Here is a 24,977-nt window from a genome sequence, read left to right as displayed (position 1 = left end):
CACGCAGCGCACGCCGGTACCGTCGGTACTTCCCGCGCCTGGACATCGCGTGCCGCCCCGGTTCCCACCGCCCTCTCCTCTTGGGGCGGGCTATACCGGCGGAAGCGTCCGAAGAACTCCTCCCATGATACCGCGCGCACAGCCGGAAAGTGGCATTCGCGGCGCTGTGCCGCCCGACAACGGGTGAACAGACCGGGACCGGACTCCCTACACGCGGACACCCCCGCCGACAATTCCCCGCGCGGTTCAGCGCCGCTGAGCGGTACCCGCTTCCCCAAGCGGGAGTCAACCGGGCGTGAGCGATCCGTGACCCAGGGCCCCTCAGCGGGCCCGCCGGGGCCCGGGACCGCGGCCGCGCCCCGGCGCCTGGACCCTGATCGAGTGCACGGTCCCGTGGCCCAGCTCCTCGTTGAGCCTGCGCAGCAGGTCGCGCACCATCGCGCGGGCGTGGGCGGCCATGGTCGCCGAGTCCGCGGCGATCACCAGCTCGCCCTCCTCATAGGAGACCGGGCGCAGATGCTGGGCGTTGTAGTCGCCGACGATCTCGTTCCACCGCCCGAAGACGCCGCCCACCGCGACCTGCTCCTGCCAGCCGTGCTCGGCGAGCCACGCACGCACGGCGTCGCCGAACAGCTGCGGCTCGTTGCGTGAGCGCACGGCCCTGCGGCGCACCCGCCGGGGCCGCTGTTCGGGAGAGGCGCCGCGCTCGCGGGCGGCGGCCCTGGCCTGGGCCAGCGCCTGGCGCGCCAGGTCGGCACCCGTGGGAGCGGGCGCCTCGCCGGAGGGGGAGGGGACCGGGGTGTCCTCACTCACGTTCGACGCTCCCTTCGGCGACGCGGAAGCGCGCGCCCTGCAGCTCGGGCGGGATGTCCTCGGCGACGGCGGCGCTGACCAGCACCTGCTCGGCGTGGCGGACGTGCTCGGCCAGGCGGCTGCGGCGTTCGGCGTCCAACTCGGCGAAGACGTCGTCGAGCAGCAGGACCGGGTCGTCGCCGTCGGCCCGCAGCAGCTCGAAGCCCGCCAGGCGCAGCGCCAGCGCGTAGGACCAGGACTCGCCCTGGCTGGCGTAGCCCTTGGCCGGCAGCTCGTCCAGGCGCAGGTGGAGGTCGTCGCGGTGCGGGCCGACGAGGCTCACGCCGCGCTGCAGCTCCTGGACGCGGTTCTCGGCCAGCGCCTCGCGCAGCATCGCCGCCAGCTGCTCGCGGTCGAGCGGCGGATGCTCGTCGGGCCCGGCCGCCGAGGAGCGGTACTGCAGCACCGGCGGCCCGCCGACCGTGGTCAGCTCGCCGTAGGCCTTGGCCGCCAGCGGCTGGAGCTCGGCCACCAGGCCCAGGCGCGCGGTGAGCAGCTCGGCCCCCGCCACGGCGAGGTGCTCGTTCCACACCTCCAGTGTGGACAGGTCCGGCTCGCCCCGCTTGAAGAACTGCGCCGACGCGGACTTGAGCAGGGCGTTGCGCTGCTTGAGGACCCGCTCGTAGTCGCTGCGGACGCCCGCCAGCCGCGGTGTGCGGGCCACCAGCAGGTCGTCGAGGAAGCGGCGGCGCTCACCCGGGTCGCCCTTGACGAGCGCGAGGTCCTCCGGCGCGAACAGGACGGTACGCAGCACACCCAGGACCTCCCGGGGCCGGGTGGCCGGTGCGCGGTTCAGCCGCGCGCGGTTCGCCTTGCCCGGGTTGATCTCCAGTTCGACCACGGCCTGCCGGTCGTCCTTGACGATCGCGGCGCGCACGATCGCGCGCTCGGCATCCTTGCGGACCAGCGGCGAGTCGGTGGCCACCCGGTGGCTGCCCAGAGAGGCGACGTAGCCGATCGCCTCGACGAGGTTGGTCTTGCCCTGGCCGTTGGGGCCGACGAAGGTACTGATCCCGGGGGCGAGTTGCAGGTGGACCGACTCGTAGGACCGATAGTCGGCCAGTTGCAGGTGTGAAACGTACATCCGACCTCTCCTGCCTGCCCCGGGAACCCCGGTGACCCTGCGCACCGTCCCGGTTTCACGTGAAACCGAAGCACGCCCGGCGCTTCCGCTGCGATGGGCCGGGCGAACCGGCCGCCGTTCTCCAGTCAACCGCGCCCCGGCGACAGGTTCGCGGGCTCCTCTGCGCGCCGCCGCGGCGGACCGGAGGGGCGGCGGGGGAGCGGTCAGCTCCGGGGCGTGCGCGCGGGGTCGTCGGCGGCCTTGGTCACCGCGTGCCCGCCGAACTGGTTGCGCAGGGCCGCTACGACCTTCATGGCGGGGCTGTCCTCCTGGCGCGAAGCGAAGCGCGCGAACAGCGCCGCCGAGATCACCGGCGCCGGAACGGCGTGGTCCACGGCCGCCTGCACCGTCCACCGGCCCTCGCCGGAGTCCTGTGCGTAGCCGCGGATGGCTTCGAGCTCGGGGTCCTCGCGCAGGGCGCGCACGAGCAGGTCGAGCAGCCAGGAGCGCACCACGGTGCCTTCGCGCCAGCTGTCGAAGGTGCCCGGGACGTCGTCGACGATGTCGGAGGCCGCCATCAGCTCGTAGCCCTCGGCGAAGGCCTGCATCATGCCGTACTCGATGCCGTTGTGCACCATCTTGACGAAGTGGCCCGCGCCCACTCCGCCGGCGTGGACGTAGCCGCCGTCATCGGGGGTCAGCGCGCTGAAGACCGGCTCGGCGCGGGTGACGTCCCTGGGGTCGCCGCCCACCATGATCCCGTAACCCTCTTCGCGGCCCCAGACACCGCCGCTGACACCGGCGTCGACGTAGCCGATGCCCATCTCGCGCAGCTCGTCGGCGCGGCGCCGGTCGTCCACGTAGTGGGAGTTGCCGCCCTCGATGACGAGGTCGCCCGGCTCCAGCACCTCGGTGAGGCTGGTGATGGTCTGCAGCGTCGGGGCTCCCGCGGGCACCATCAGCCAGATCGTGCGGGGCGCCTCCAGGCGCTGGGCGAGTTCGGAGAGGCTCGCCACGTCGCGCAACTCGGGGTCGAAGTCGAAGCCCACGACCTCGTGGCCCTTGTCGCGCAGACGACCGGCCATGTTGCCGCCCATCTTGCCGAGGCCGACCATCCCTAGCTGCATGCTCGTGTCTCCCCCAATTCGACCTGCGTCGGTGTGTGCGTGCTGCCCGGTGTCAACCCGACAGCCGGACCGGCATGATCAGGTACCGGTAGTCGGCGGCGGCCTCCTCGTCGGCGGGCTTGCCCGTGATGATGGCGGGCTTGGTGGAGGTCGTGAACTGGAGCCGGGCGACGTCGGAGTCGATGGCCGAAAGGCCGTCGAGCAGGAACGCGGAGTTGAAGGCGATCTGGACCTCGTCGCCCTCCATGGAGGCGTCCAGCGCCTCGACCGCCTGCGCCTCGTCGCCGGTGCCGGCCTCCAGCACCACCTGGCCCTCGCTGAAGGCCAGGCGCAGCGGGGTGTTGCGTTCGGCGACCAGGGAGACGCGCTTGACCGCCTCGATGAACTCGGCGCGCTGGACCTCGGCGACGGAGTTGAACGAGTCCGGCAGCAGGGCGCGGTACTTGGGGAACTCGCCGTCGAGCAGGCGGGTGGTGGTGCGGCGGCCGCCGCCCTCGAAGCCGATCATCCCCTCGCCGCTCTCGGCGTTGGACAGCGCGATCGAGACCTCGGCGCCTCCGGTCAGCGACTTGGCGGTGTCGGCCAGGGTCTTGGCCGGGACCAGGGCGACGGCGGAGACGTCGGGGTTCTCGGGCTTCCAGGCGAGCTCGCGCACCGCGAGGCGGTAGCGGTCGGTCGAGGCCAGCGTGACGGTGCCGCCCTCGATCTCGACCCGCACGCCGGTGAGCATCGGCAGCGTGTCGTCGCGCCCGGCGGCGACGGCGACCTGGCCGACGGCCGCCGCGAAGGCGTCGCTGCCGACCGATCCGGTCAGCTCGGGCATCGCCGGCAGGGACGGGTAGTCCTCCACAGGCAGGGTCAGCAGTGTGAACTTCGCGCTGCCGCAGGAGACCACGACCTTGGCGCCGTCGGTGCTGATCTCCACAGTCTGTGGAGGCAGGTTCCGCGTGATCTCGGCGAGCAGGCGCCCGGAGACCAGGGTGGTGCCCGCCTCCTCGGCGTCGATGTCCACCGACACCTGCGCGGAGACCTCGTAGTCGAAGCTGGAGAGCTTCAGCCGACCGCCCTCGTCGGCTGTGGCGTCGAGCAGCATGCCGGCCAGCACCGGCACCGACGGCCGGACCGGCAGGCTGCGGGCGGTCCAGGCGACGGCGTCGGCCAGTACGTCGCGTTCGACCCGGAACTTCACTATCCGACTCACTTTCCTCGAAACCAGGGGTCCCTGTGAGTGCTGGGGGCGGTGTCGCGGCGGGGGCACCGGTCGCGTCACGGGGACGGGTTCACACGGTACCCGGATTCGCCCCCGCCCGCTGCCCACCACACCCGATCGGCGACGGGCTCGGGAGCCGGGTGGGGCGGAGCGGGCGACCGTCCACAGTTTGGGGCCGCAGCTGATTTACCAAGGCACGAGACATGTATATGGGGCGTCGTAGTAGTAGGGGCTGTGGAAAGTGTGGACAACCATTGTCGCCGCAGGTCATCCCCGCGATTTTTATCCACCGGCCCTGTGGGCGACGCTTGGGGAGAACTCGGCTCGCTGTGGACGGTTTCCGGCCCTGCACAACGCGTCCCCAAGTTATCCACGGCCGATCCACAGGTTTTCCACCGGCTGCGCACAGGGGCGGGGGATGGCCGGAGACCCCGGCGCACCCGGCGCCCACAGCTCATCCCCAGACCGTCCCCAGGTTGTCCACCGGATCGGGGCGGTTATCCGCAGGCTTATCCACTGGTTTTCCACAGACAATCCGGACTACTTGGGGATAACTTCGATGAGACCCCCGTGAAATCGGCGCGCAGAAAAATTCCACGCCGGCTCCGGCCCCGCAGCCGCCCGGCGGCGCGCGGCCGGCTATCCGTTGCGCGACTGCTGCTTGATCCGGTTGGTCAACTCGGTCACCTGGTTGTAGATGGACCGGCGCTCGGCCATGAGCGAGCGGATCTTGCGGTCGGCGTGCATCACCGTGGTGTGGTCGCGGCCGAACTGCTGGCCGATCTTGGGCAGCGAGAGGTCGGTCAGCTCGCGGCAGAGGTACATCGCGATCTGCCGGGCGGTGACCAGCACGCGCGAGCGGGAGGTTCCGCACAGGTCCTCGGTACTCAGCCCGAAGTACGAGGCGGTCTGGGCCATGATCGCCGATGCGGTGATCTCGGGGCCCTCGTCGTCGGGGATCAGGTCCTTGAGCACGATCCCGGTCAGGTGCAGGTCCACCGACTGCCGGTTGAGGCTCGCGAACGCGGTGACGCGGATCAGCGCCCCCTCCAGTTCGCGGATGTTCGTGGAGATCTTGCTGGCGATGAACTCCAGCACCTCGGGGGGTGCGGCGAGGCCCTCCTGGGCGGCCTTCTTGCGCAGGATGGCGATGCGCGTCTCCAACTCCGGCGGCTGGACGTCGGTTATCAGCCCCCACTCGAACCGGTTGCGCAGCCGGTCCTCCAGCGTTACCAGCTGCTTGGGCGGGCGGTCGCTGGAGATCACGATCTGCTTGTTGGAGTTGTGCAGCGTGTTGAAGGTGTGGAAGAACTCCTCCTGCGTCTGCTCCTTGTTCTCCAGGAACTGGATGTCGTCGACGAGCAGGACGTCGATGTCGCGGTAGCGCCGGCGGAAGCCGTCGGCCTTGCCGTCGCGGATGGAGTTGATGAACTCGTTGGTGAACTCCTCCGAGCTCACGTAGCGCACCCGGGCGCCGTCGTAGAGGCGCTGGGAGTAGTGGCCGATGGCGTGCAGCAGGTGGGTCTTGCCCAGCCCGGAACCGCCGTAGATGAACAGCGGGTTGTAGGCCTTGGCCGGGGCCTCGGCCACCGCGACCGCCGCCGCGTGGGCGAACCGGTTGGAGGAGCCGATCACGAAGGTGTCGAAGGTGTACTTGGGGTTCAGCCGCGCGGGCTCGGCCGAGGTGTGCGGCTGGTTGCCCCCCGAGGTGTCGGGTGCGGCGGGCGCCGGGGGCGGGGGAGCGGTGCCCTGGCCGCCGCCCCCGGTGTCGGCACCCCGGGCCTCGGCGGGCGGCGCGTGCGCGTCGTCGCCGGGCCGGTGCGCGGGAGCCGGGCGCTCCCACTGGTCGCGGTGGTCGCGGTGCTGCCAGGCCGGGGAGTCCGCGGCGGCCGACTGCTGCCAGGTTCCCGGGGCCTCGCGGTGCGGGGCGTCCCAGGAAGGGGTCTCCCAGCGGTTGGGCGCGTCCCATTCGGGGCCGGAGGGCTGCTGGGGGCGGCCGCCCTGCTGGTGGTGGTCGGGCTGGGGAGCAGAGGCCGGGTACTCGGGTGCGCCGGGCCCGCCCCGCGGCGCGAGGAGGTCGTCGCCCCCGGAGTAGGCGGGCGCAGCGGGCTCGGGGCGCGGGGGTTCGGGCGGCGGATAGGCGCCGGGCTGCTGCGGCCGCTGCTCACCGCGTGCGGGCGGGCCGTAGTTGCCGGGTTGGCCGTGCTGCGCGTGCCGGCCGGAGGGGTCCTGCCCGGGCTGGCCGAACTGGCCGTCGGGAACCTCTTCGGTGGCGGCCGGGGAACCCGGCAGATCCTCGGGGGCGATGGCCGACTGCTGCCAGGGCGAGGGCCCGGGAGCCGGTGCCGCGGTCCCCGCAGCGGGGTCGGGCGCGGGCGAGCCGTAGCCGCCGGCGGAAGGCGCGGCGGGGGGAGCGGGCTGGACGGCGGTGGGGTCGACCGTGACCGCGACGCGGATCTCCCGGCCCAGCTCACTGGAGAGCGCCTGGCTGATGGCCGGGCGCAGGCGGGTCTCCAGCACCTCCTTGGCGAACTCGTTGGGAGCGGCCAGCAGCGCCGTGTCCTCGATCAGTCCGAGCGGGCGGGTCTGCGGCAGCCAGGCGCGCTGCTGCGGGGGGAGAGTGCTGTTGTCGAGGCTGTTCAGCACGCTCGGCCACACCATTGCGAGGTTGACCTGTGCCTCAGACAAGGTGACCTGCCATGGTTCGTCCCCTTCTCACTGGTCTCCTCAATGCGCCGTAGGGCCGTGTCCGGTGATCGTCCTCAGGTTGCCCTCAGCCGAGCCCGGCGTCCCATTGTCCCGGTTCTGTGGACGGCGGTGGGACCGTGCCGAGCGGCGAGCGGGAGGCGGCGTCCTGTGGGTAACCTGCGGTGGTTCTGTGGATCGGTTGTGTATGGGAGAGCGCGGGGCGGCAGAGACCGGATCGCCCCCGGTGCGGTGTGCTTCCACAGCTTCAGGGCAGGATCCACATGTTGTACACGTGCTTTTACACAGCTTGTCAGACGCGGTCCACGAGAGTGGAGTTATCCACAATCCGCAGATCAGTGGGGTTGCAGCACGTGCACACAGGCTGTGGACGCCGCTCGGGGAGGCGTGCCGGCACAGTCGGCTGCCGCTCGCGCGTTTTCCACAGCTTAGGGGCGGCTCCCCAGGATGCACAGCTTGTGGAGATCGTGTCGGCCCGGTTGTCCACAGGTTTGGGAAAACCGGGCTGCGGACCTGCGGATGTGCGCGTCGTCGCTGGTGGCCGCGGTGATCGATTTGACCGGTGCAGGAGGGGCCCGTATCTTCGATATGCTTAGGTCGCTATCGGTCTGCGCTTGCGGCAGTGTCGCGGCGCATCGATCCGGCGGCCTGCGGCGCCGTCGGCCCGCCCTCGCCGAAGGGCCTTGTGCGGACCTTCGCAACACCCTTCGGCGCCGGAGAGCGCAGACACCGTGCCCCGCTGCCGTGGGGCAGCCGTAGTACTTCGATTACACGCCCCTGGAGCCCTGCAGTGAGCAAGCGTACGTTTCAGCCGAACAACCGGCGCCGCGCCAAGGTTCATGGTTTCCGGCTGCGCATGCGGACCCGTGCCGGACGCGCGATCATCGCAGCGCGCCGCAAGAAGGGGCGCGCGCAGCTGACCGTGCGCCACTAGCGGCCACGGTCGACCGATCGACCTGCGGGCCGGCTGTCCCCTGCGGCAGCCGGCCTTCGTTGTGCGTTAGGGGCTGTTCGACGGGGCCGCCCGCAGTCGGCGGCCCCGTCGAACAGCCCCGCACCCGACGCGCCGAGCACCTGCGCTGTTCGGGGCGCGGCGCCGCAGGACGGCGATCGTTCAGTCACGCCCGAAGCCCGCCGAGGAACGTTCCGATGTTGTCGCCCCAGAACCGAATGCGCCGCAGTGCCGAGTTCACGGCCGTGCTGCGGTCCGGTCGGCGCGCCGGCCGCGAGGCGCTCAGCGTCGCCTACCTGGCGCCCTCGCCCGAGGCGCGGGAGTCCGGGGCGCCGCCGCGCGTGGGGTTCGCCGTCGGCAGGTCCGTCGGAAACGCCGTGGTGCGCAAGCGTGTCCAGCGCCGCCTCCGCCACCTGATGCGGGCGCGGCTCGCGCTTCTTCCTGCGGGTAGCCTGCTAGTAGTGCGGGCCAAACCCCTGTCCGCGTCCCTGGGATACGACACGCTGGCCGCGCAGCTCGACGGTGCCATCACCGCGGCGATGCGCCCCCGCAAGAACGCGACACGCCGTCGCAGGGGGCCTGACGCCCCGCACGCATCGGAGAAGACGCGCGACGGCGGGGATCTGGCGGATTCATGACCGAGGAGATACCGAGCCGAGCGGCGCGAGCGCTGGTGGTGCCCATCCGCGGCTACCAGCGGTTCATCAGTCCGATCCTGCCCCCTGTCTGCCGCTTCTATCCCTCGTGCAGCGCCTACGCCGTTGAAGCGCTCCACGTGCACGGCGCACCGCGCGGCCTGTGGCTCGCCGCGCGCAGGATCGCCCGCTGCCACCCGTTCCATCCCGGCGGACTCGACCCCGTGCCCCCGCGCAAGGGTGCCGCCGGGCAGGAGGACGCGCCGATCGTCGAACCGGGCACCGCACCGGAACCACCGGGGCAGTAGCCGAACCGAAGGAAGAGGGAGTTGGCCGGTGCTGGACTGGCTTTACAACATTGTCGGCTGGGTGCTGATCCAGATCCACTCCGGGCTGACGACTATCGGACTCAACCCCGATAGCGGCTGGGCATGGGGCCTGTCCATCGTCACGCTGACGGTCCTCATGCGGCTGATCATGGTCCCGCTGTTCGTCAAGCAGATGCAGACGCAGCGCAAGGTCCAGGAGATGCAGCCGCAGCTGATGAAGGTGCGGGAGCGCTACAAGAACGACAAGCAGCGCCTCCAGCAGGAGCAGATGAAGCTCTACCAGGAGAGCGGCACCAACCCCCTGATGGGCTGCCTCCCCCTGCTGCTGCAGATGCCGGTGTTCTTCGCGCTGTTCAACGTGCTGCGCAACGTCGCCCAGGGCAAGGCGCAGTACGGATTCACCCCGGACCTCGTCGAGAGCGCCCAGAACGCGGCGATCTTCCACGCACCGCTGGCCGCGCAGTTCCTGATGAGCAACCAGGAGCTGGAGGGCTACGGTGCCAACCCCATCATCGCCAAGGCCGTGATCGTCGTCGCCTGCGTGATCATGGGCGGCACGACCTTCCTGACGATGCGCCAGAGCATGAAGCGCAGCACGGTGCAGATGCCCGACAACCCCATGGCGCAGTCGCAGAAGATCATGATGTACCTGGCGCCGGCCTTCGGCCTCTTCGGTCTGGGCATGCCGATCGGTGTGCTGATCTACTGGGTGACCTCCAACGTGTGGACCATGGGCCAGCAGCACTTCCTCTACCGCAAGCCCGCCGAGGGCAGCGCCGAGAGCTCCGCGGACGCCGCCAAGACCGCCTCGCCCAACGGTTCCGCGAAAGGCCTTCTCGGCAAGCGCAAAGAGAGCGCGCCAGAACCGGTCGAAGAGCCTAAGATCGAGCGTAGGCAGCCGAGGAAGCAGTCGCGGGCCAAGCGCACCGGCGGCAAGGGCTAGGACCATCGGGTGAAGGGTCGCGCAGGCCTATCAAGCCCTGGAAGCGCGTCTCCCGCACCCGCACAGACGTTAGGAGACAGTTCGCTGTGAGTAACGGCAACGAGGACGGGGCGGACGAGCGCGGCAGCGTGGCCGTGGCGGAGGCGCCGGAGAACGAGGACGAGGCCGTCGTCGACGTCGCCGCCCTGGAGCGCGAGGGCGACATCGCGGCCGACTACATCGAGGGCCTGCTGGACATCGCCGACTTCGACGGCGACATCGACATGGACGTCGAGGGCGACCGCGCGCTGGTGTCGGTCGTGGGCGCGACGCTCGACGAGCTCATCGGCGACAACGGCGAGGTGCTGGAAGCGCTGCAGGAGCTGACCCGCCTGGCCGTGCACCGGTCGACCGGCAACCGCAGCCGCCTGATGCTCGACATCGGCGGCTTCCGCGACTCCCGGCGCAAGGCCCTCTCGCGGGTCGGTGCCGACGCCGTCGAGGCGGTCAGGAAGTCGGGCGAGGTCAAGCCGCTGGAGCCGATGACGCCGTTCGAGCGGAAGGTCGTGCACGACGCCGTCGCGGCGGCGGGACTGCGCAGCGAGTCCGAGGGCGAGGAGCCCAACCGCTACGTGGTGGTCTACCCGGCCGGCTGACCCCGCGGTGCGGCCGCTCCATCGGCGAAGATCCGCTGCGACCGCTCGGACCCGGCCACGACGGCGGAAACGGATCTCTACCGCTTCGGTTTCACGTGAAACATAACGTCCGCGCAGGCGCCCCTCACGCATAGGATCGTGGGGGGCGCTTCTGTATCTACTTCCTTGGATATTTCTGTCCATGTCGACCTGTCGATTGATCGCTGACCGGTCTGAAAGGGTCAAGGTGGTGACTGATGGCCTCGGGTGCTGAGGGGATGGTGGCACCGCCCGAACATGCGAAAGACCTGTTCGGCGACACACTCCCGCTCGTGGCCCGGTACGCGGACCTCCTCGCTCACGCCGGAGTTGAACGAGGGCTGATCGGCCCGCGTGAGGTTCCCCGCCTGTGGGAGCGGCATCTGATGAACTGCGCCGTGATCGAGGAGTTGGTCCCGGAGGGAGCGGACGTCGTCGACATCGGTTCGGGCGCCGGTCTTCCCGGAGTGGTACTGGGTATTCTGCGCCCAGACCTGACGGTGACTCTCCTGGAGCCGCTGCTGCGGAGGACCGTCTTCCTGCGCGAGTGCATCGACTATCTCGAACTCCCCAACGTGCAGGTGCGACGTGGACGGGCAGAGGAGATGCGCTCGGAGGTCCGGGCCGACATCGCCACGGCCCGGGCGGTCGCGCCGCTCGCCCGGCTGGGCGTGTGGGCGCTGCCCCTGCTTCGCAAAGGTGGCAGCCTGCTCGCCCTCAAGGGGGAGCAAGCGGAGAGTGAACTTGAGGAAGCGCGCAGGGATTTGTCGGCACAACGCCCATGCGTTGCTGATGTGATCCGGGTTGGGCGCGGTAAAGTCGAACCCGCTACCACGGTTGTTCGCGTGACTGTCACATCTGAGAGCGGTCACTCCAGCGCGTCCAAGGCGCGGCGCTCCTCAGGTGGCTCCAGGAAGAAGCGCGGACGGAAGAGGTGAAGTCATTCGTGCCCCAGAACCAGACCGACGGCGCCTATGTTTCACATGAAACGCCTCGCTGGGAGGACCAAGCCATGCCCGCCGATGTTTCACGTGAAACGGATACCGACGTCATCTCCGCGCCTGACGCCGAGGTGGAATACGACACCCCGATAGCTCGTGCGGCTCGGGTTGCGATGTCGGTGCGCGGACACGGCGACAACTCCTGGCCGCGCCCCGCTGAGTGCCGCGTCATGAGTGTCGCGAACCAGAAGGGCGGTGTCGGCAAGACCACGACGACCGTCAACCTGGCCGCGTCGCTGGCGATGCACGGCAACCGGGTGCTCGTCGTCGACCTCGATCCCCAGGGGAACGCCTCCACCGCGTTGTCGATGGACCGCAGCGCCGACTCGCGCTCGATCTACCACTGCCTCGTCGAGGACGAGGAGATCCGCGACCTCGCGCAGCCGGTACCCGATATCGACAACCTCTGGTGCGTCCCTGCCACCATCGACCTCGCCGGCGCGGAGATCGAACTGGTCTCGCTGGTGGCCCGCGAGTCGCGGCTCAAGCGGGCGTTCTCCGCCTACGACAGCAGCGAGCTGGACTACATCTTCATCGACTGCCCGCCCTCACTCGGCCTCCTCACAGTGAACGCCATGGTCGCCTGCGAAGAGGTGCTCATCCCGATCCAGTGCGAGTACTACGCCCTCGAAGGGCTCGGGCAGTTGCTGCGCAACGTGGAACTGGTGAAGTCGCACCTCAACCCCGCGATGGAGATCTCCACCATTCTGCTCACCATGTACGACGGCCGGACGAGGCTGGCATCCCAGGTTGCGGATGAAGTACGCGGACACTTCGGCGATCTGGTACTCAAGACACTGGTGCCTCGAAGTGTGCGCGTCTCGGAAGCCCCGAGCTACGGGCAGTCCGTGATGACCTACGATCCGGGGTCCACCGGCGCGGTCGCCTACATGGAGGCGGCGCGCGAGATCGCCTACCGGGCGAAGATGAGCGCCGGTAACTGACCATGAGACGTGAAGGGAGACGTCGGTGAGCCAGCAGCGGCGCGGTCTGGGCAAGGGCCTTGGCGCGTTGATACCGCAAGCGCCCGAGGCAGCCAGCCTGGACGCCCCGTCCGACCTCGGTGCGGAGCAGCAGCACCCTGAGGCCATCGGGGGCGCCTACCTCGAGGAGGTCGAGGTAGGCGCCGTTACACCGAACCCGCGGCAGCCCCGCCAGCACTTCGATGAGGAAGCGCTGGAGGAGCTGCGCGCATCGATCGCCGAGGTCGGCCTGCTGCAGCCGATCGTCGTCCGCAAGCTCAGCGCGGGGCGCTACGAGCTCATCATGGGCGAGCGCCGATGGCGCGCGAGCAAGGAGGTGGGCCTCGACCGCATCCCGGCGATCGTCCGCGAGACCACCGACGACGAGCTGCTGCGCGACGCCCTCCTGGAGAACCTGCACCGGCAGCAGCTCAACCCGCTGGAGGAGGCGGCCGCCTATCAGCAGCTGCTGGACGACTTCGGCGCCACACACGACGAGCTCGCCAAGCGCATCGGCCGCTCTCGCCCCCACATCACGAACACCCTGCGCCTGCTGAACCTCTCGCCGTCGGTGCAGCGTCGCGTGGCCGCCGGCGTCCTGAGTGCGGGCCACGCCCGGGCCCTGCTGTCCGTCGAGGACTCCGACACCCAGGACCGCCTCGCCCGGCGCATCGTCGAGGAGGGGCTGTCGGTCCGGGCGCTGGAGGAGGTCATCACGCTCGGCGAGACCGACGAGAAGCGCCCGGCGCCCCGCCGCTCCCCGGCGCGCAGCGGACCGAACCCGGAGATGGAGGAGTGGTCGCGGCGCCTCTCCGACGTGTTCGAGACCCGGGTGAAGATCAACCAGGGGCGCAACAAGGGCAAGATCGTGGTCGAGTTCGCGACGCGCGAGGACCTGGAGCGCATCATCGCCGCCATGGCGCCGGGATCGACCCAGGAGTGAGACGCTCGCCGACCGGGCCGGCGCAGCGCCCGGTCGGCCGTACACCCCCGCGTTGCAGGCGTCGACTCGTCGCCGTGTCGACCGAGAGGCGGAATCCTCCCGTGAGTCGACAAGCGGTGTCGACATGGCGCCGAAGCGACCGGGGACGAAGCGACCGGCGACGAGCAAACGCGAAAGCGCCCCCCGAGACTCGGGGGGCGCTTACGCGTGTGGAGAGGGCGACCGCCCTCGGCTTCCGCGTCAAGCGTTTCACGTGAAACACGCGGCGGCGGAGCCGGGCGACTCAGCCGATGAACTCCTCCAGGTCCTGCAGCAGCTTGCGCTTGGGCTTGGCGCCCTTGATCTGCTTGACGAGCTCGCCGTTCCGGTAGACGTTCATCATCGGGATCGACAGGACGCCCGCATCCCGGGTGGTCTCCGGGTTCTCGTCAGTGTTGAGCTTGACGATCTCCAGCTTGTCGCCGTGGTCGGCCGCGATCTCCTCCAGTATCGGGGCGACCTGGCGGCACGGGCCGCACCACTCCGCCCAGAAGTCGACCAGCACCGGCTTATCGCTCTTCAGTACGTCGGTCTCGAAGGTGCTGTCGGTTACCTTCTTCAGGTCGGACACGGGGAACTCCTCATCGGTCGCAAGTGGTCGCGTGGTCGTTGTAGTCGAGGGTGCGCCGGGCGGCGGGGATCAGCGGCCCTGGTCTGCCAGGTAGCGCTCGGCGTCCAGTGCGGCGGCGCAGCCGGTGCCGGCGGCGGTGACGGCCTGGCGGTAGTTGTGGTCGACGACGTCGCCGGCGGCGAAGACGCCGGGGAGGTTGGTGCGGGTGCTCGGGGCGTCGACGGCCAGGTAGCCCTCGGAGTCGAAGTCCAGTTGGCCCTCGAAGAGCTCCACGCGGGGGTCGTGGCCGATGGCGACGAACAGGCCGGTGACGTCCAGCTTGCTCTCCTCACCCGTGACCGTGTTGCGCAGGTGCACGCCGGAGACCTTGGACTCGCCGACGACCTCGGTGACCTCGGTGTTCCACAGGAATCGGATCTTGTCGTTGGCGAAGGCCCGCTCCTGCATGATCTTGCTCGCGCGCAGCTCGCCGCGGCGGTGGATGACCGTCACCGAGCGGGCGAAGCGGGTGAGGAAGGTCGCCTCCTCCATCGCGGTGTCGCCGCCGCCGACCACGGCGATGTCCTGGTCGCGGAAGAAGAAGCCGTCACACGTGGCGCACCAGGAGGTCCCGCGTCCGGAGAACTCGGTCTCGCCGGGCACGCCCAGCTCGCGGTAGCCGGAGCCGGTCGCGACGATCACCGTGCGGGCCTTGTGGACGTCCTCGCCGACCTTGACGACCTTCGGCGTCGCGCTCAGGTCGACCTCGGTGACGTCGTCGGCCACCAGTTCGGCGCCGAAGCGCTCAGCCTGCTTGCGCAAGTGGTCCATCAGGTCCGGGCCCATGATGCCGTCCGGGAACCCGGGGAAGTTCTCGACGTCGGTCGTGTTCATCAAGGCGCCGCCGGCGGTGATGGAGCCCTCGAACACCAGGGGCTGCAGCTCGGCGCGGGCGGCGTAGACGGCCGCGGTATAGCCCGCGGGTCCCGACCCGATGATGATTACATTGCGGACGTCGCTCACGATCGTCGCCCTCCGGTCGGTCGGCGGGCAGAGCGCTGGCGGCTGCCCGCGGGGAAAGTCGTCTGTCCCAACAGATGGTAGGCGCGTCCAATTCCCATCCGGGCCCGGGGACGTGTCGACGTGTCGACGTGTGGATCCGTCGGCGAATCGGGTGCGCCGCCGAGCCGCGCGGCGGCCACGTGAAACGGCCCCCGCCGCCGGAGGCGGAGGGGGCCGGAAGCCTGTGCGTCGGCGGTCCGCCTAGGGCGCGGGCACCGTGGTCTCGGCGAGCACCGGGTCGGCCCCGCCGGCCGTGCCGCAGTCCGGCGACAGGACGACCACGTCGTAGGACTCCTGCGCCTCGCTGCCGGGCCGGGAACCGTAGTACATCACCCAGGCCGGGCCCGGCGCGCCGTCCGAGGAGTACTCGGCGACGTCGACCAGCACCGGGTTCCTGCCGGAGTCGCTCTCGCGCGCCTGAAGGCAGGAGGAGACGTCGTCGGGGACCTCCGAGGAGTCACTCCGGCCCTCCTGCGCGGAGGCGCCAGCGTCGCCCTCAGCGCCGCCTGGAGCGGTCGGGTCGCTCCGGTCGAGAACGACCCCGGCCTGCTCGGTCAGGCGTTCCTCGGTGTAGACGGTCCCGCTCTCGACGACCACCGGACGGTAGGCCAGCCCCGCGTCCTTGTGCGCGCTGTGCTCGCTCGCGCTGTCGCCGGGCCCGGCGAGCCGGCCGTTCACCGGGTCGGTGAGGAAACCGCGCATGACCGCGGTCCCGCCGCCCACGACCACCACGGCCGCCGCCGCGACGGCGAGGTAGTTGATCCACCGCCGCCGCAGGGGGACGACGTTCGACGGGTGCGAAGGAGGCTGGGGAGGCGGTGGACCGGATTCCGCCGCCGCGGAGCCGTCGCCGGAACCGCCGTCCGAACCGCCGCCTTCGGTGCGGCGGGACTCGGTCTCGGCACGCACTGCGGCGTCGAGCCGCTCGGCCACGGCGTCCGGCAGCGGAGCTGCGGGCACCTCCGCCAAGACCCGAGTGACATCGGCCAGCTCCGAGCGCTGCGCGGCGCACGCGGCGCAGTCCGCGACATGCTGCTGGACGGTGCTCTCGTCGTTGTGCTCCAGCAGGCCTTCGGCCGACAAGGCGAGAGTCTCCGCGTCCACATGAGACGTCACGATGCCCTGTCACCTCCTCTCGGGGATGTGACGTCCCGCGAGTGCTCAGGGTTCCTCAAGTGGGCCAGATATGGCAGAAGTCTCGCGCGTCCCCGCGCACAGCGGCTTTTCACCGTTCCGGGGGCGACTTCGAGGATCTCGGCGGCCTCGTCGACGCGGTAGCCCATCATGTCGACGAGCACCAGCGCGAGGCGCTGCTCCTCGGGCAGCTTTCCCAGCGCGGCGTGGACGTCCATCGCGGAGTCGCTGCTGCCGGTGGGGTCGGGGGTGCTGGCCTTGGTCCGCTCGTTGGAGATGACGTCGAGCGTGGCGTCGTCGGTGGGGACCGCCGGCCGGACCATCTTGCGGCGCATGCGGTCGTGGCAGGCGTTGATCACGATGCGGTGCAGCCAGGTGCTCACCTGGGCTTCGCCGCGGAAGCGGTGTGCGCCGCGGAACGCGGAGAGGAAGGCGTCCTGCAGGGCGTCGGCGGCCTCCTCGGAGTCGCCGAGGACGCGGATCGCGACAGCCCACATGCGCTCGCGGTGGCGCCGGACCAGCTCTCCGAATGCCCGGTCGTCCCCCTGAGCGTGCCTGGACAACAGCTCCTTGTCGGGGAGCTCCTGAACCGCGTCAATCACCGTAGTCACGTTTTCCCGCGCAGCTCGACCTCGTTGACGATGCCCCGATACCTCGCCCCGTCCTGGGGCAGACTAGTGAACCATACGACGACATACTGCGCTTCGGCAGGTTCGGACAACTCGAAGTCGACTTCGCCCTGCGCACCGCTTTCGGACGCCGCCGGCGAACCGCCGGCGCCGAGAGCGGAGGGGTCGGTGGAGTCGCCCACGAGGATCTCCACGTCGTGGGGTCCGTCGCCGAGGTCGAGCGAGACCTCGTGCACCTCGTGGCTCTTGCCGAGGTCGATCCGCAGGCCCACCCCCTGCTTCAGTCCGCCGAGGTCGGCGGACTCGTAGCCCTGGGTGTGCCACTCGGTGGTGGGCTGGCCGTCGACGGCCTGGCCGGCGATCTCGTCGTGCTCCTCGCCGTCGTCGCCCAGCGGGTCGAAGCCGTTGGCCGACTGCGGCGGTATCGCCGAGAGCTCGGCCGGGTCCTGGCCGCCATCGCCCCCGGTGGTCTGGCCGTCGGGGTCCTCGCCGCCGCCGGAGCCGCTCATGCTGGTGCCGATGTTCCAAGCGGCCACCACGACCCCGATGAACACGACCAGGGCGAGCCCGCCGACCAGCATCCGCGTGACCCCGGCGGGCATGCCGCCCTCGCGGCGGCGGCGCTGGCGCGGCGCCGGAGCCTGGCGCTGCGGGGGAGCGGGAGCGTGCGAGGCGTGCGAGGCGGCGGGGAACTCGCCGGAGCGGCGCGAGGTGCCGCGGGCGGGCTCGGGAGCCATCGGCGCGTTCGCCGGGGCGGCGGGCAGCGGGACCATGCGCGGCACCTGGGCCAGCGCGTCGGCGATCTCGCGGGGCGTTGCCAGGGGACCCCCGTGCAGCGGGGCCAGGAACGCCGAGCGGCAGACGAGGTCGTTGAGGTACTGGGAGACACCGGAGTTGAGCTGCACCGGTTGGCACGGAGCGCCGGCGACCGGGGGCGCGGCCGGAATCCCGCTGCGGGCCGCGTCGGGCCAGTGGGCGGTCAGCCCCGCGTACAGCAGCCGCCCGAGCCCTTGGGCGTCGGCCGCGGCGGGCTGCTCGGCAGTGAGGCCGCCCAGCGCGGCGTCCACGCCGATGCCGGTGACCTTGACGGCGCCACCCAGGCTCCAGATCAGCTTGCCGGGGGTCAGGTTCAGGTGGTAAAGGCCGGCCGCGTGCGCGGTGGCCAGGGTCTCGGCGGCCTCCGCCACCAGACCGGCGGCGCGCTCGGGTTCGAGCGGGCCCTGGGAGAGGAGGTCGGCCAGGGACTGCCCGGCCACCCACTCCTCGACGACGTAGGGGGTGGGGCCGCTGTCATCGGCGTCGAACACCTGGGTGACGCGGGAGTCGGCGACGCGGCTGGTGGCCCGCGCGGCGCGGACGACCTCGCTGGTCCTGGGGAAACCCTCCGCGAAGGTCCACACGGCGACGAGCCGGGCCAGGGTCTCGTCGGTCGCCTTCCACAGGGTGGCCCCTGCGGTGTGGCTTACCTGGCTGTCGAGTCGATAACGGCCTGCGAGACGGGCGCCGGGCTCAATCATGAAGGTGCTCATGCCGGGAGTGACGGACGTGACGGCCGACTCGGGCCGCTCCCGCTCGAAGCTGTCTGCGGGGCGGGTCCGGCCGTGTCTGTGCCTGTCCCCAACCTCCCTTCGGGCAGCTCAGAAAACTCATGGGCGGCGGCATAGAACTGCCGTTCCATGCTAGGACGCACAGGCACCGCCTTCGGTGGCCAGGTGTGGGCGGGTGAACGAGCATTTGGGTCCTTTTGTCGACTACGCAGAGTCAGTCGGCCTGGTGATCAGCGGCGCAACAGGCGGCTTCGCACCATTTCCAAGAATGTTGTGACTTCAGTCACACCCAGGCGCTTGGCGACCAGGATGAAGATCAGCGCGCCCACCGTGCCGCCGGTAACCATGGCCAGCAGAGACGGCAGCACGGTGCCCGGAACCAATCCGAAGGACGCCACCATGGCGACTCCGAAGACCGCGCTGGGGACCGCGGCCGCGTACAGCAGCGCCAGGGTCCGCAGAATCCGCCGGCCGTCCAGACCGTTGATCCGACGGCGCAGCCCGCGCCAGGCCAGCACGGACCCGACGATGTAGTAAGTGCCGTAGGCGACCGGCAGCAGCACCACCACCAGCCGCGGCGGCGCGGTCATCAGCAGCGTGACGGCGAGCGCGGCGTGCGCGGCCTCGGCGGGGAGCGCGATCAGCGACGGCGTCCTGGTGTCGCCCAGCGCGTAGTAGACCCGCATCTGCAGCTGGAACATGGTGAAGGGGATGAGCATCGCCGCGAACACCATGAGGATCCGCCCGATGGCCCCCGCGTCCTCGGCCGAGGTGCTCCCGTTGGCGTAGATCAGCACGCAGAACGGGACTGCGAAGACGATCATCGCCACCGACAGCGGCACGATCAGCACCGCCGACAGCCGCAGGCCGCGGGAGAAGTCCGAGCGCACCAGGTCCTTGCGGCCGTCGGCGACGTGCGCGCTCATCCGCGGCAGCAGGGCGGTGATCACCGAGACCGCGATGATGGCGTACGGCAGCTGGAAGAGCATCGACGCGTACTGGTAGGCGGTGATGCCGGCGCCCCCCGCAGCGTCGCCCTCCTGCGCCGCGCGGACGCCCGCGCGTGTGGCCACGTTGGTCGTCACCAGCAGGCCCGCCTGGGCGACCCCGACGTAGAGCATCATCCACGCCGCGGTGCGGACGGCCTCGCCCAGCCCGGAGCCGCGCAGGTCGAGGCGCGGGCGCCAGCGGAACCCCGCGGCGAACAGCGCCCACACCAGCACGAGCGCCTGCAGCACCTGCCCGCCCGTGGTGCCCAGGCCCAGCAGGGTCAGTTGGCCGCCGGTGACCGAACCGGGCGTGGTGCCCGGTCCGGTGATCACCAGGAACATCACGCCGACGCCGATGATCACCAGGTTGTTCAGCACCGGTGCCCACATCGGCGCGCCGAACCGGTTGCGGCTGTTGAGCATGGCGCTTGCGATGCCGCTCGCGCCGATGAAGAAGATCTGGCCCAGCAGGAACCGCGCCAGCAGCGTGGCCGCTTCGTGCTGGGGGGCGGTGAACTCGCCGGCGTAGATGCGGATCAGCCATTCGGCCAGCGCGATCGCCGCGATCGTGATCACGGCCAGCACCAGCAGGATCACGGTGAACAGGCGCTGCTCGGTTGCCGCGCCGCCGTCGGCGTCGCGCTTGTTGCGCTTGACCAGGAACGGGACGAAGACGCTGGCCAGCAGCCCGCCGATGAGCAGGTCGTAGACGGCGAAGGGCACCATGTTCGCCGTCTGGTAGGCGTCGCCGAGCAGCTGCGTGCCCAGGGCCGCGGCGAGCACGATCGTGCGGACGAACCCCGTTGCGCGCGAGACCACGGTGCCGGCGGCCATGATCGCGCTAGAGCGCATCAGGTTGCCCGGCGCGCTGTGCGCGGCGCCGCCGATCTCGTTGCCCTCCTCGCCCGGGCGGTCCGCGGTGCCCAGGTCGCCGTAGTCGGAGGGGTCGTGGTCGGGGTGCAGGCCCGGTTCGGGGTCGGTGTCGGGCTCGGCCTGCTCGACCGCTTCCAGGACCTCGTCGGGCATGGGGATGCGCCGCTTGCGCGCCGCGTCCCGGGCGTCTGCGGGGCCGCCGCCGGGCCGCTCTTCGGGCGGGCCGGCCGCCACCGGTTGCGTCATGGTCCTGGGGCTTCCTCGTAGGGGGGATGCGCGAAGAGGGTGGAGCCGGCGGCCGCGGTGGCAGGGGGCCGCGCCTGGTCTAGCGCCGTAGCCGTGCGCGCACGAGGGCCGCCGCGTCGGACAGCTCGGGAACCAGCAGCCGGGCGCAGAGGAGGAACAGCAGTGCTCCCGCGAGGCAGCCGACGACCGGCGCCCCGATGTTGGTGGCGAGGCCGTCGCCGAAGCGGGTGGTGGCGAACCACAGCACGCCGATGCCGACGGCTGCGCTGGGAAGCGCGGCCGCGTGCAGCCGCAACAATGTGCCACCGATGTGGCGCCCGTCAAGCCCGCCGAGGCGGCGGCTGAGGATGAAGCCGGCGATGGTCAGCCCCGACACGAACGACAGCATGAACCCGGCGGCCACGCCCACGACGACGAGGTTGGGGGGCAGCACGAGGAAGGCGATGTAGGCCAGTACACCGTGCACGGTGACGTTGGCCATGCTGATAAGCGCGGGCGTGCGGGTGTCGCTCATCGCGTAGAACACCCGCAGCATCAGCTGGAAGATCGTGAACGGCACGAGGCCCAGCGCCATCGCGCACAGCACGGCGCCGATGTTGGCCGCGTCGCCGGCGGAGGTGTTGCCGCGCGCGAAGATCAGCGTGGCCAGCGGCACCGAGTAGATCGCCAGCGCCAGGCCCAGCGGAACCAGCACCAGCGCCGAGATCCGCAGGGTCCGGGAGAACCCGTCGCGGACGTCCTGCCAGCGCCGCGCCTCGGCGTCGGCGCTCATCCGCGGCAGCAGCACGGTGATCAGGGAGACCGCGATGACGGCGTAGGGCAGTTGGAAGAGGGTGTAGGCGAAGTTGTAGGCGGTCAGCCCGGCGCCGACGTCGTAGCCTCCGCGCACGCTTGCGGCGCCGGCGCGGTTCACGACGTTGGCGGTGATCAGCAGGCCCAGCTGGGTCATCAGGGTGTAGACGAACATCCAGCCCGCGCTGCGCAGCGCCTCGCCCAGCCCCGAACCGCGCAGGTCCAGCCGGGGGCGCCAGCGGAAGCCGGCCCGCCACAGCGCGACGACCAGCACGACCGCCTGCACCGCCATGCCCGACGAGGTGCCCGCGCCCAGCAGCACCAGTTCGCCCTGGGTCACGGTGTCGACGGTGCGCCCCGCGCCGGCCGCCCACAGGAACAGTCCGCCCACGGCGATGATCACCAGGTTGTTGAGCACGGGCGCCCACACCGGTGCGCCGAACCGGTTGCGGCTGTTGAGCATTCCGCTGATCAGGCCGCTGAGCCCGACGAAGAAGATCTGGGCCAGCAGGAAGCGCGCCAGGTAGACCGATACCTGCACCTGCTCCGGAGAGGAGTCGCCCAGGTAGAGGCCGATGATCGGCTCGGCGGCGGCGATCGCGAGCGCGGTCACGGCCAGCAGCACGATCACCGCGGCGGTGAACAGGCGGCTCTCCGTCTGCACGCCGCCGTCGGCGTCGCGCATGCGCCGCTTGACCAGCAGGGGCACCAGGACACTGGCGATCAGCCCGCCGATGAGCAGGTCGTTGATGATGAAGGGGATGGTCTGGGCGGTCTGATAGGCGTCACCGAGCAGCTGCGTGCCCAGCGCCGCGGCTATGACCAGCGACTTAACGAATCCGGTGACACGCGAGACCATCGTGCCGGAGGCCATGATGGCGCTGGAGCGCATCATGCCGCCGGAGCCGCCGCTGCCCTCGGTCGGCCGCTCCGGCTCCTGCGCGGCGGCCGGAGCCGCCGCCTCGGCCGCGGCAGCGGGGTCGGCTCCGCTGCGTGCGGCCTCGGCCGCCGCCTCCCCGCCGGAGGCGGAGGGGTCGTCGCTGCCGTTGGTGGTCTCGGTGGCCACAGACGGATCCCTTCGAAGTACGTGGCTTTGCAGGGCGGCTCGCCCGCGGCGGAGCGTGCGGCTACCGCCCGGCCGGGGTGTTGCCGGGTCCGCTCTCGTCGTCGTCCTCGTCCTCGTCCTCGGCGGTGTGCGCGGAAGAGGCGGAATCGGCGTTGAAGCCGGTCGGCGCGGGACTCGTGGACCCGTCATCATTGTCCTGCACGCCGGGTCCCCCGGCGGACGCTTCACCGTCGTCGCCGGGCTCGTCGGGCTCGTCGGGCTCGTCGGGCTCGTCGGGCTCCTCGCCGCCGCCGGCGCTCGCGGCCCCCGCGGCCGAGTCGCGGCGGGCCCGGTTGCGCGCCCACTTGCGCAGGGCGCGCGGCGTGAGGGCCACCACGAGAACCAGGGCGCCGATGCCGCTGATGACCAGGGCCTGGCTGCCCATGCCGGTCGCGTTGACCGCCAGCACCTGCTCCTCGGAGATCGGCTCGCCGCTGAGGTTGTGCAGGTTCATCTGGATCATGGTGCGGCCGTTGACCCGCGTGGACAGCTCAACGTAGACGGTGGTCTTGCGGCCCGGCCCGATCTCGATGGCGTCCTCGTAGTTGCCGATGGACAGCCGCTCGGGGTTCTCCGAGAGCAGCGACAGGTTCACCCTGACCGTGTGGTTGTCCAGGTCGTTGGCGATCAGGATCCCGATGGTGCCGGTCGCGCTGGCGAGCGTCACCGGCTCGGTGGGGAGGATGCGGACCTTGTCCATGTCCCGCTCGACCGCCTGCTCGACCAGCACACGCGCCGGGCGCGCCAGATCGAGGTCGTGGCGCCAGGCGGCCGACTCCAGTCGCAGCACGGCCGGGCGGAACGGGTCCTCGCCGTCGACCAGGATGCTGTTGAACAGCCGCACCCGGCCCCGCAGGTCCTTGATCTCGCTCAGATAGTCCTTGCCCAGCTCGGCGCGGGTGCCGCGCTTGGGGTAGGTGAGCTTCTCGCGCTCCTCGCCGGCGTCGGGGCCCGACGGCTCGACCTCGGACAGGTCCACGGGCTCCAGCCAGGGCAGCGATCCGCTGGCCTCCAGCATGCCCGCGGCGTACTCGGCGCCGGGGTTCCAGCCGGAGGTCGGGTAGGCGACGACGGTGCGCTTGGTGTCGGTGTCCTCGCCGGCGATCATCGCGGTCTCGGCGGCGAAGCGCTGCTGTGCCAGTGCGGCCTCGCCGGGGTCCGAGGCGTTTCGGCTCACGACGTCCGTCAGGCTGCTGTCGGCGACCAGCGCGGTGCCCTCCTCGCCCTTGCCGAGCGAGAGGGGGGCCTGGGCGGTCGGCGTGTGCTCCACCCAGGACTGGGCGGGCATGGCGTCGTCGCGCAGCAGGAACGTGCCGGCGCCCTGCCGCTGGTAGAACTCGCGGGTCGCGGTGTTCATCAGCCCGCCCCGGGGCAGCGCCACGGTGTCGTCGGCGGGGCGTTCCAGTACCCGCTCCACGGTCTCGCGGCCCAGGGAGACCGCGGCGTCGGCGTCCTCGGAGAGCCCGTGGCGCAGGAGCGCGGCGATGTCGGCCGAGGCGTAGGGCGTCGACACCACGGAGCCGTCGGCCAGCGCGGCGCGGGCCTGCTCGAGCCAGATCCGGGCGTCGGGGCTCGCCTCCTCGGAGGTGGTGGCGGCGGCGTCGCCCCCGGAGGTGCCCCTGCCGGCCGCGGCCTCGGCCACGGCCTGGGGGTCGTCGGTCACCCGGTACGGGGAGGTCAGGCGTTCGATGTCGGCCAGCAGTCCCGGGTCGACCGCCCAGGTCACGGGCACGTCGGAGCCGGTGCCGTCGGTGGAGTCCTCGGCGCCTCCCGCGGAGCCGCCGGCTTCGCCGGCGGAGGCCGACGGGCTGCCCGACGGGCTCTCCGCGGTCGAGGGCGAGGGCGAGGCCTCCTCCGCGGGCGCCTCGGGTTCCAGGGACACCTCGTCGCTCTGGGCGCCGGCGGTGAGCAGTCGGCCGAGCCGCCCTTCGGGGCCCAGGCTCTGCACCAGCGAGTTGTCCAGGAAGGTGTCCTCGTCGGCGCGCTGAGGGCGGTCCATCAGCGGCCACACCCAGGCGATCTGGACCGACGCGGGCGCGCCGTCGCCGCTGCGGTAGGGCAGGAACGTGCGCTCGGCGCCGATGCCGTCGCCGGAGCCGTCGAAGGCCTGCACGGCGGCGGGGTAGACGCCCCAGGACGAGAGCGCGAGGTCGGAGGCGTCGGCGCGCAGGGTGTAGTCGGCGGACTCGCCGGGTTCGAGCGGGCCGCCCAGCTCGACCTCGGCCGCCTCGACGTCGGGCTGGGCGCCTTCGCCGGAGGAGAAGGCGTCGAGTTCGGACCGCTCGGTGAAGGCGTAGGTCTCGTAGCTGAACCGCACGCTGACGTCGCGAAGCGCGCTGCCGGTGGTGTTGGTGACCTGGCCGGTGATCCGGATCGTGCTGCTGCGGCCGATGGATTTCGGCGTGATCTCCTCGACGATCAGCGGAGCCGTCGTGGAGCCTCCCCCGTCAGGGTCGGCCGGGGCCGGGGCCTGGGCAGGGTTGAAGGCGGCCAGGGCCGGGATGACGGCTGCGGTCGTGGCCACGACCGCGCCGATGTGGACGATTCGACGCACGCCAGAAGGTCTTCCGTGTCAGGTTGACAGTGGCCCGCGGGGGATTGGGTACGAAAGCGCTGGACGCCGCAATCTCGCGAC

21 protein-coding genes are annotated in these 24,977 nt (G+C 71.0%); 8 read left to right on the top strand and 13 right to left on the bottom strand.

All coding sequences use genetic code 11. The features are described 5' to 3' along the window. Positions 1-321 precede the first annotated feature (321 nt). The 5 genes from ABD284_RS06165 to dnaA form a co-directional block, all read right to left on the bottom strand. The gene (locus ABD284_RS06165; RefSeq protein ID WP_344141455.1) at positions 322-813 is read right to left on the bottom strand and encodes a DciA family protein; all 492 of its coding nucleotides are present in this window, start codon (positions 811-813) and stop codon (positions 322-324) included. After that, complete coding sequence (gene recF, locus ABD284_RS06160) at positions 806-1,936, bottom strand: DNA replication/repair protein RecF (protein ID WP_344141454.1); 1,131 nt, start codon at positions 1,934-1,936, stop codon at positions 806-808. Before recF ends, ABD284_RS06165 begins: the two co-directional genes overlap by 8 nt. Before the next feature lie 203 nt (positions 1,937-2,139). Next, on the bottom strand, positions 2,140-3,042 hold the full coding sequence (gene gnd / locus ABD284_RS06155) for a phosphogluconate dehydrogenase (NAD(+)-dependent, decarboxylating) (protein ID WP_344141452.1): 903 nt from the start codon (positions 3,040-3,042) through the stop codon (positions 2,140-2,142). A gap of 52 nt (positions 3,043-3,094) precedes the next feature. Beyond that, positions 3,095-4,231 carry a DNA polymerase III subunit beta gene (gene dnaN, locus ABD284_RS06150; RefSeq protein ID WP_344141450.1) on the bottom strand — a complete coding sequence of 379 codons (1,137 nt, stop codon included), beginning with the start codon at positions 4,229-4,231 and terminating at the stop codon, positions 3,095-3,097. Positions 4,232-4,891: 660 nt separating this feature from the next. Beyond that, complete coding sequence (dnaA, locus tag ABD284_RS06145) at positions 4,892-6,940, bottom strand: chromosomal replication initiator protein DnaA (RefSeq protein ID WP_344141448.1); 2,049 nt, start codon at positions 6,938-6,940, stop codon at positions 4,892-4,894. A gap of 808 nt (positions 6,941-7,748) precedes the next feature. On the opposite strand from dnaA, the gene rpmH reads away from it, so the two are divergent. The 8 genes from rpmH to ABD284_RS06105 all read left to right on the top strand — a co-directional run bounded on the left by rpmH (position 7,749) and on the right by ABD284_RS06105 (position 13,376). Continuing rightward, positions 7,749-7,892: a 50S ribosomal protein L34 gene (rpmH, locus tag ABD284_RS06140; RefSeq protein WP_311544463.1), complete on the top strand. Its 144-nt coding sequence runs from the start codon at positions 7,749-7,751 to the stop codon at positions 7,890-7,892. A gap of 215 nt (positions 7,893-8,107) precedes the next feature. Further along, entirely contained in the window at positions 8,108-8,548 is a 441-nt protein-coding gene (gene rnpA / locus ABD284_RS06135; protein WP_344141447.1) for a ribonuclease P protein component, read from the top strand. Next, positions 8,545-8,853: a membrane protein insertion efficiency factor YidD gene (yidD, locus tag ABD284_RS06130; protein ID WP_344141446.1), complete on the top strand. Its 309-nt coding sequence runs from the start codon at positions 8,545-8,547 to the stop codon at positions 8,851-8,853. The genes rnpA and yidD overlap by 4 nt, the downstream gene beginning before the upstream one ends. Before the next feature lie 28 nt (positions 8,854-8,881). After that, the gene (gene yidC, locus ABD284_RS06125) at positions 8,882-9,817 is read left to right on the top strand and encodes a membrane protein insertase YidC (RefSeq protein WP_344141445.1); all 936 of its coding nucleotides are present in this window, start codon (positions 8,882-8,884) and stop codon (positions 9,815-9,817) included. 134 nt (positions 9,818-9,951) lie between these two features. Beyond that, positions 9,952-10,452, top strand: coding sequence for a Jag family protein (locus ABD284_RS06120; protein ID WP_344141505.1), 501 nt, complete (start codon positions 9,952-9,954; stop codon positions 10,450-10,452). Positions 10,453-10,688: 236 nt separating this feature from the next. Then, on the top strand, positions 10,689-11,408 hold the full coding sequence (gene rsmG / locus ABD284_RS06115; protein WP_344141444.1) for a 16S rRNA (guanine(527)-N(7))-methyltransferase RsmG: 720 nt from the start codon (positions 10,689-10,691) through the stop codon (positions 11,406-11,408). Positions 11,409-11,584: 176 nt separating this feature from the next. Next, on the top strand, positions 11,585-12,415 hold the full coding sequence (locus ABD284_RS06110) for a ParA family protein (protein ID WP_344141503.1): 831 nt from the start codon (positions 11,585-11,587) through the stop codon (positions 12,413-12,415). Between the two features lie 25 nt (positions 12,416-12,440). Next, a complete protein-coding gene (locus tag ABD284_RS06105) occupies positions 12,441-13,376 on the top strand; it encodes a ParB/RepB/Spo0J family partition protein (protein ID WP_344141443.1) in 936 nt (311 codons plus the stop codon). A gap of 283 nt (positions 13,377-13,659) precedes the next feature. Here ABD284_RS06105 and trxA read toward each other — a convergent pair whose 3' ends face one another. The 8 genes from trxA to ABD284_RS06065 all read right to left on the bottom strand — a co-directional run bounded on the left by trxA (position 13,660) and on the right by ABD284_RS06065 (position 24,896). Further along, positions 13,660-13,986: a thioredoxin gene (trxA, locus tag ABD284_RS06100; protein ID WP_344141442.1), complete on the bottom strand. Its 327-nt coding sequence runs from the start codon at positions 13,984-13,986 to the stop codon at positions 13,660-13,662. Between the two features lie 69 nt (positions 13,987-14,055). Beyond that, positions 14,056-14,988, bottom strand: coding sequence for a thioredoxin-disulfide reductase (gene trxB, locus ABD284_RS06095; protein ID WP_344141441.1), 933 nt, complete (start codon positions 14,986-14,988; stop codon positions 14,056-14,058). A gap of 240 nt (positions 14,989-15,228) precedes the next feature. Beyond that, on the bottom strand, positions 15,229-16,143 hold the full coding sequence (locus tag ABD284_RS06090) for a hypothetical protein (protein ID WP_344141440.1): 915 nt from the start codon (positions 16,141-16,143) through the stop codon (positions 15,229-15,231). Then, positions 16,140-16,760: an RNA polymerase sigma factor SigM gene (gene sigM, locus ABD284_RS06085; protein ID WP_344141502.1), complete on the bottom strand. Its 621-nt coding sequence runs from the start codon at positions 16,758-16,760 to the stop codon at positions 16,140-16,142. The genes ABD284_RS06090 and sigM overlap by 4 nt, the downstream gene beginning before the upstream one ends. A gap of 8 nt (positions 16,761-16,768) precedes the next feature. Next, complete coding sequence (locus ABD284_RS06080; protein ID WP_344141439.1) at positions 16,769-18,319, bottom strand: protein kinase family protein; 1,551 nt, start codon at positions 18,317-18,319, stop codon at positions 16,769-16,771. Positions 18,320-18,567: 248 nt separating this feature from the next. Then, positions 18,568-20,445 carry a murein biosynthesis integral membrane protein MurJ gene (gene murJ / locus ABD284_RS06075; protein WP_386699720.1) on the bottom strand — a complete coding sequence of 626 codons (1,878 nt, stop codon included), beginning with the start codon at positions 20,443-20,445 and terminating at the stop codon, positions 18,568-18,570. 79 nt (positions 20,446-20,524) lie between these two features. Beyond that, the gene (gene murJ, locus ABD284_RS06070) at positions 20,525-22,303 is read right to left on the bottom strand and encodes a murein biosynthesis integral membrane protein MurJ (protein WP_344141438.1); all 1,779 of its coding nucleotides are present in this window, start codon (positions 22,301-22,303) and stop codon (positions 20,525-20,527) included. Between the two features lie 61 nt (positions 22,304-22,364). Next, a complete protein-coding gene (locus tag ABD284_RS06065) occupies positions 22,365-24,896 on the bottom strand; it encodes a DUF6049 family protein (protein WP_344141437.1) in 2,532 nt (843 codons plus the stop codon). Positions 24,897-24,977 lie beyond the last annotated feature (81 nt).

This window comes from Streptomonospora arabica, assembly GCF_039531585.1.
Lineage (GTDB): Bacteria > Actinomycetota > Actinomycetes > Streptosporangiales > Streptosporangiaceae > Streptomonospora > Streptomonospora halophila.
Note: the sequence above shows the minus strand (reverse complement) of the source record. Positions and strands in the feature narration are given on the sequence as shown.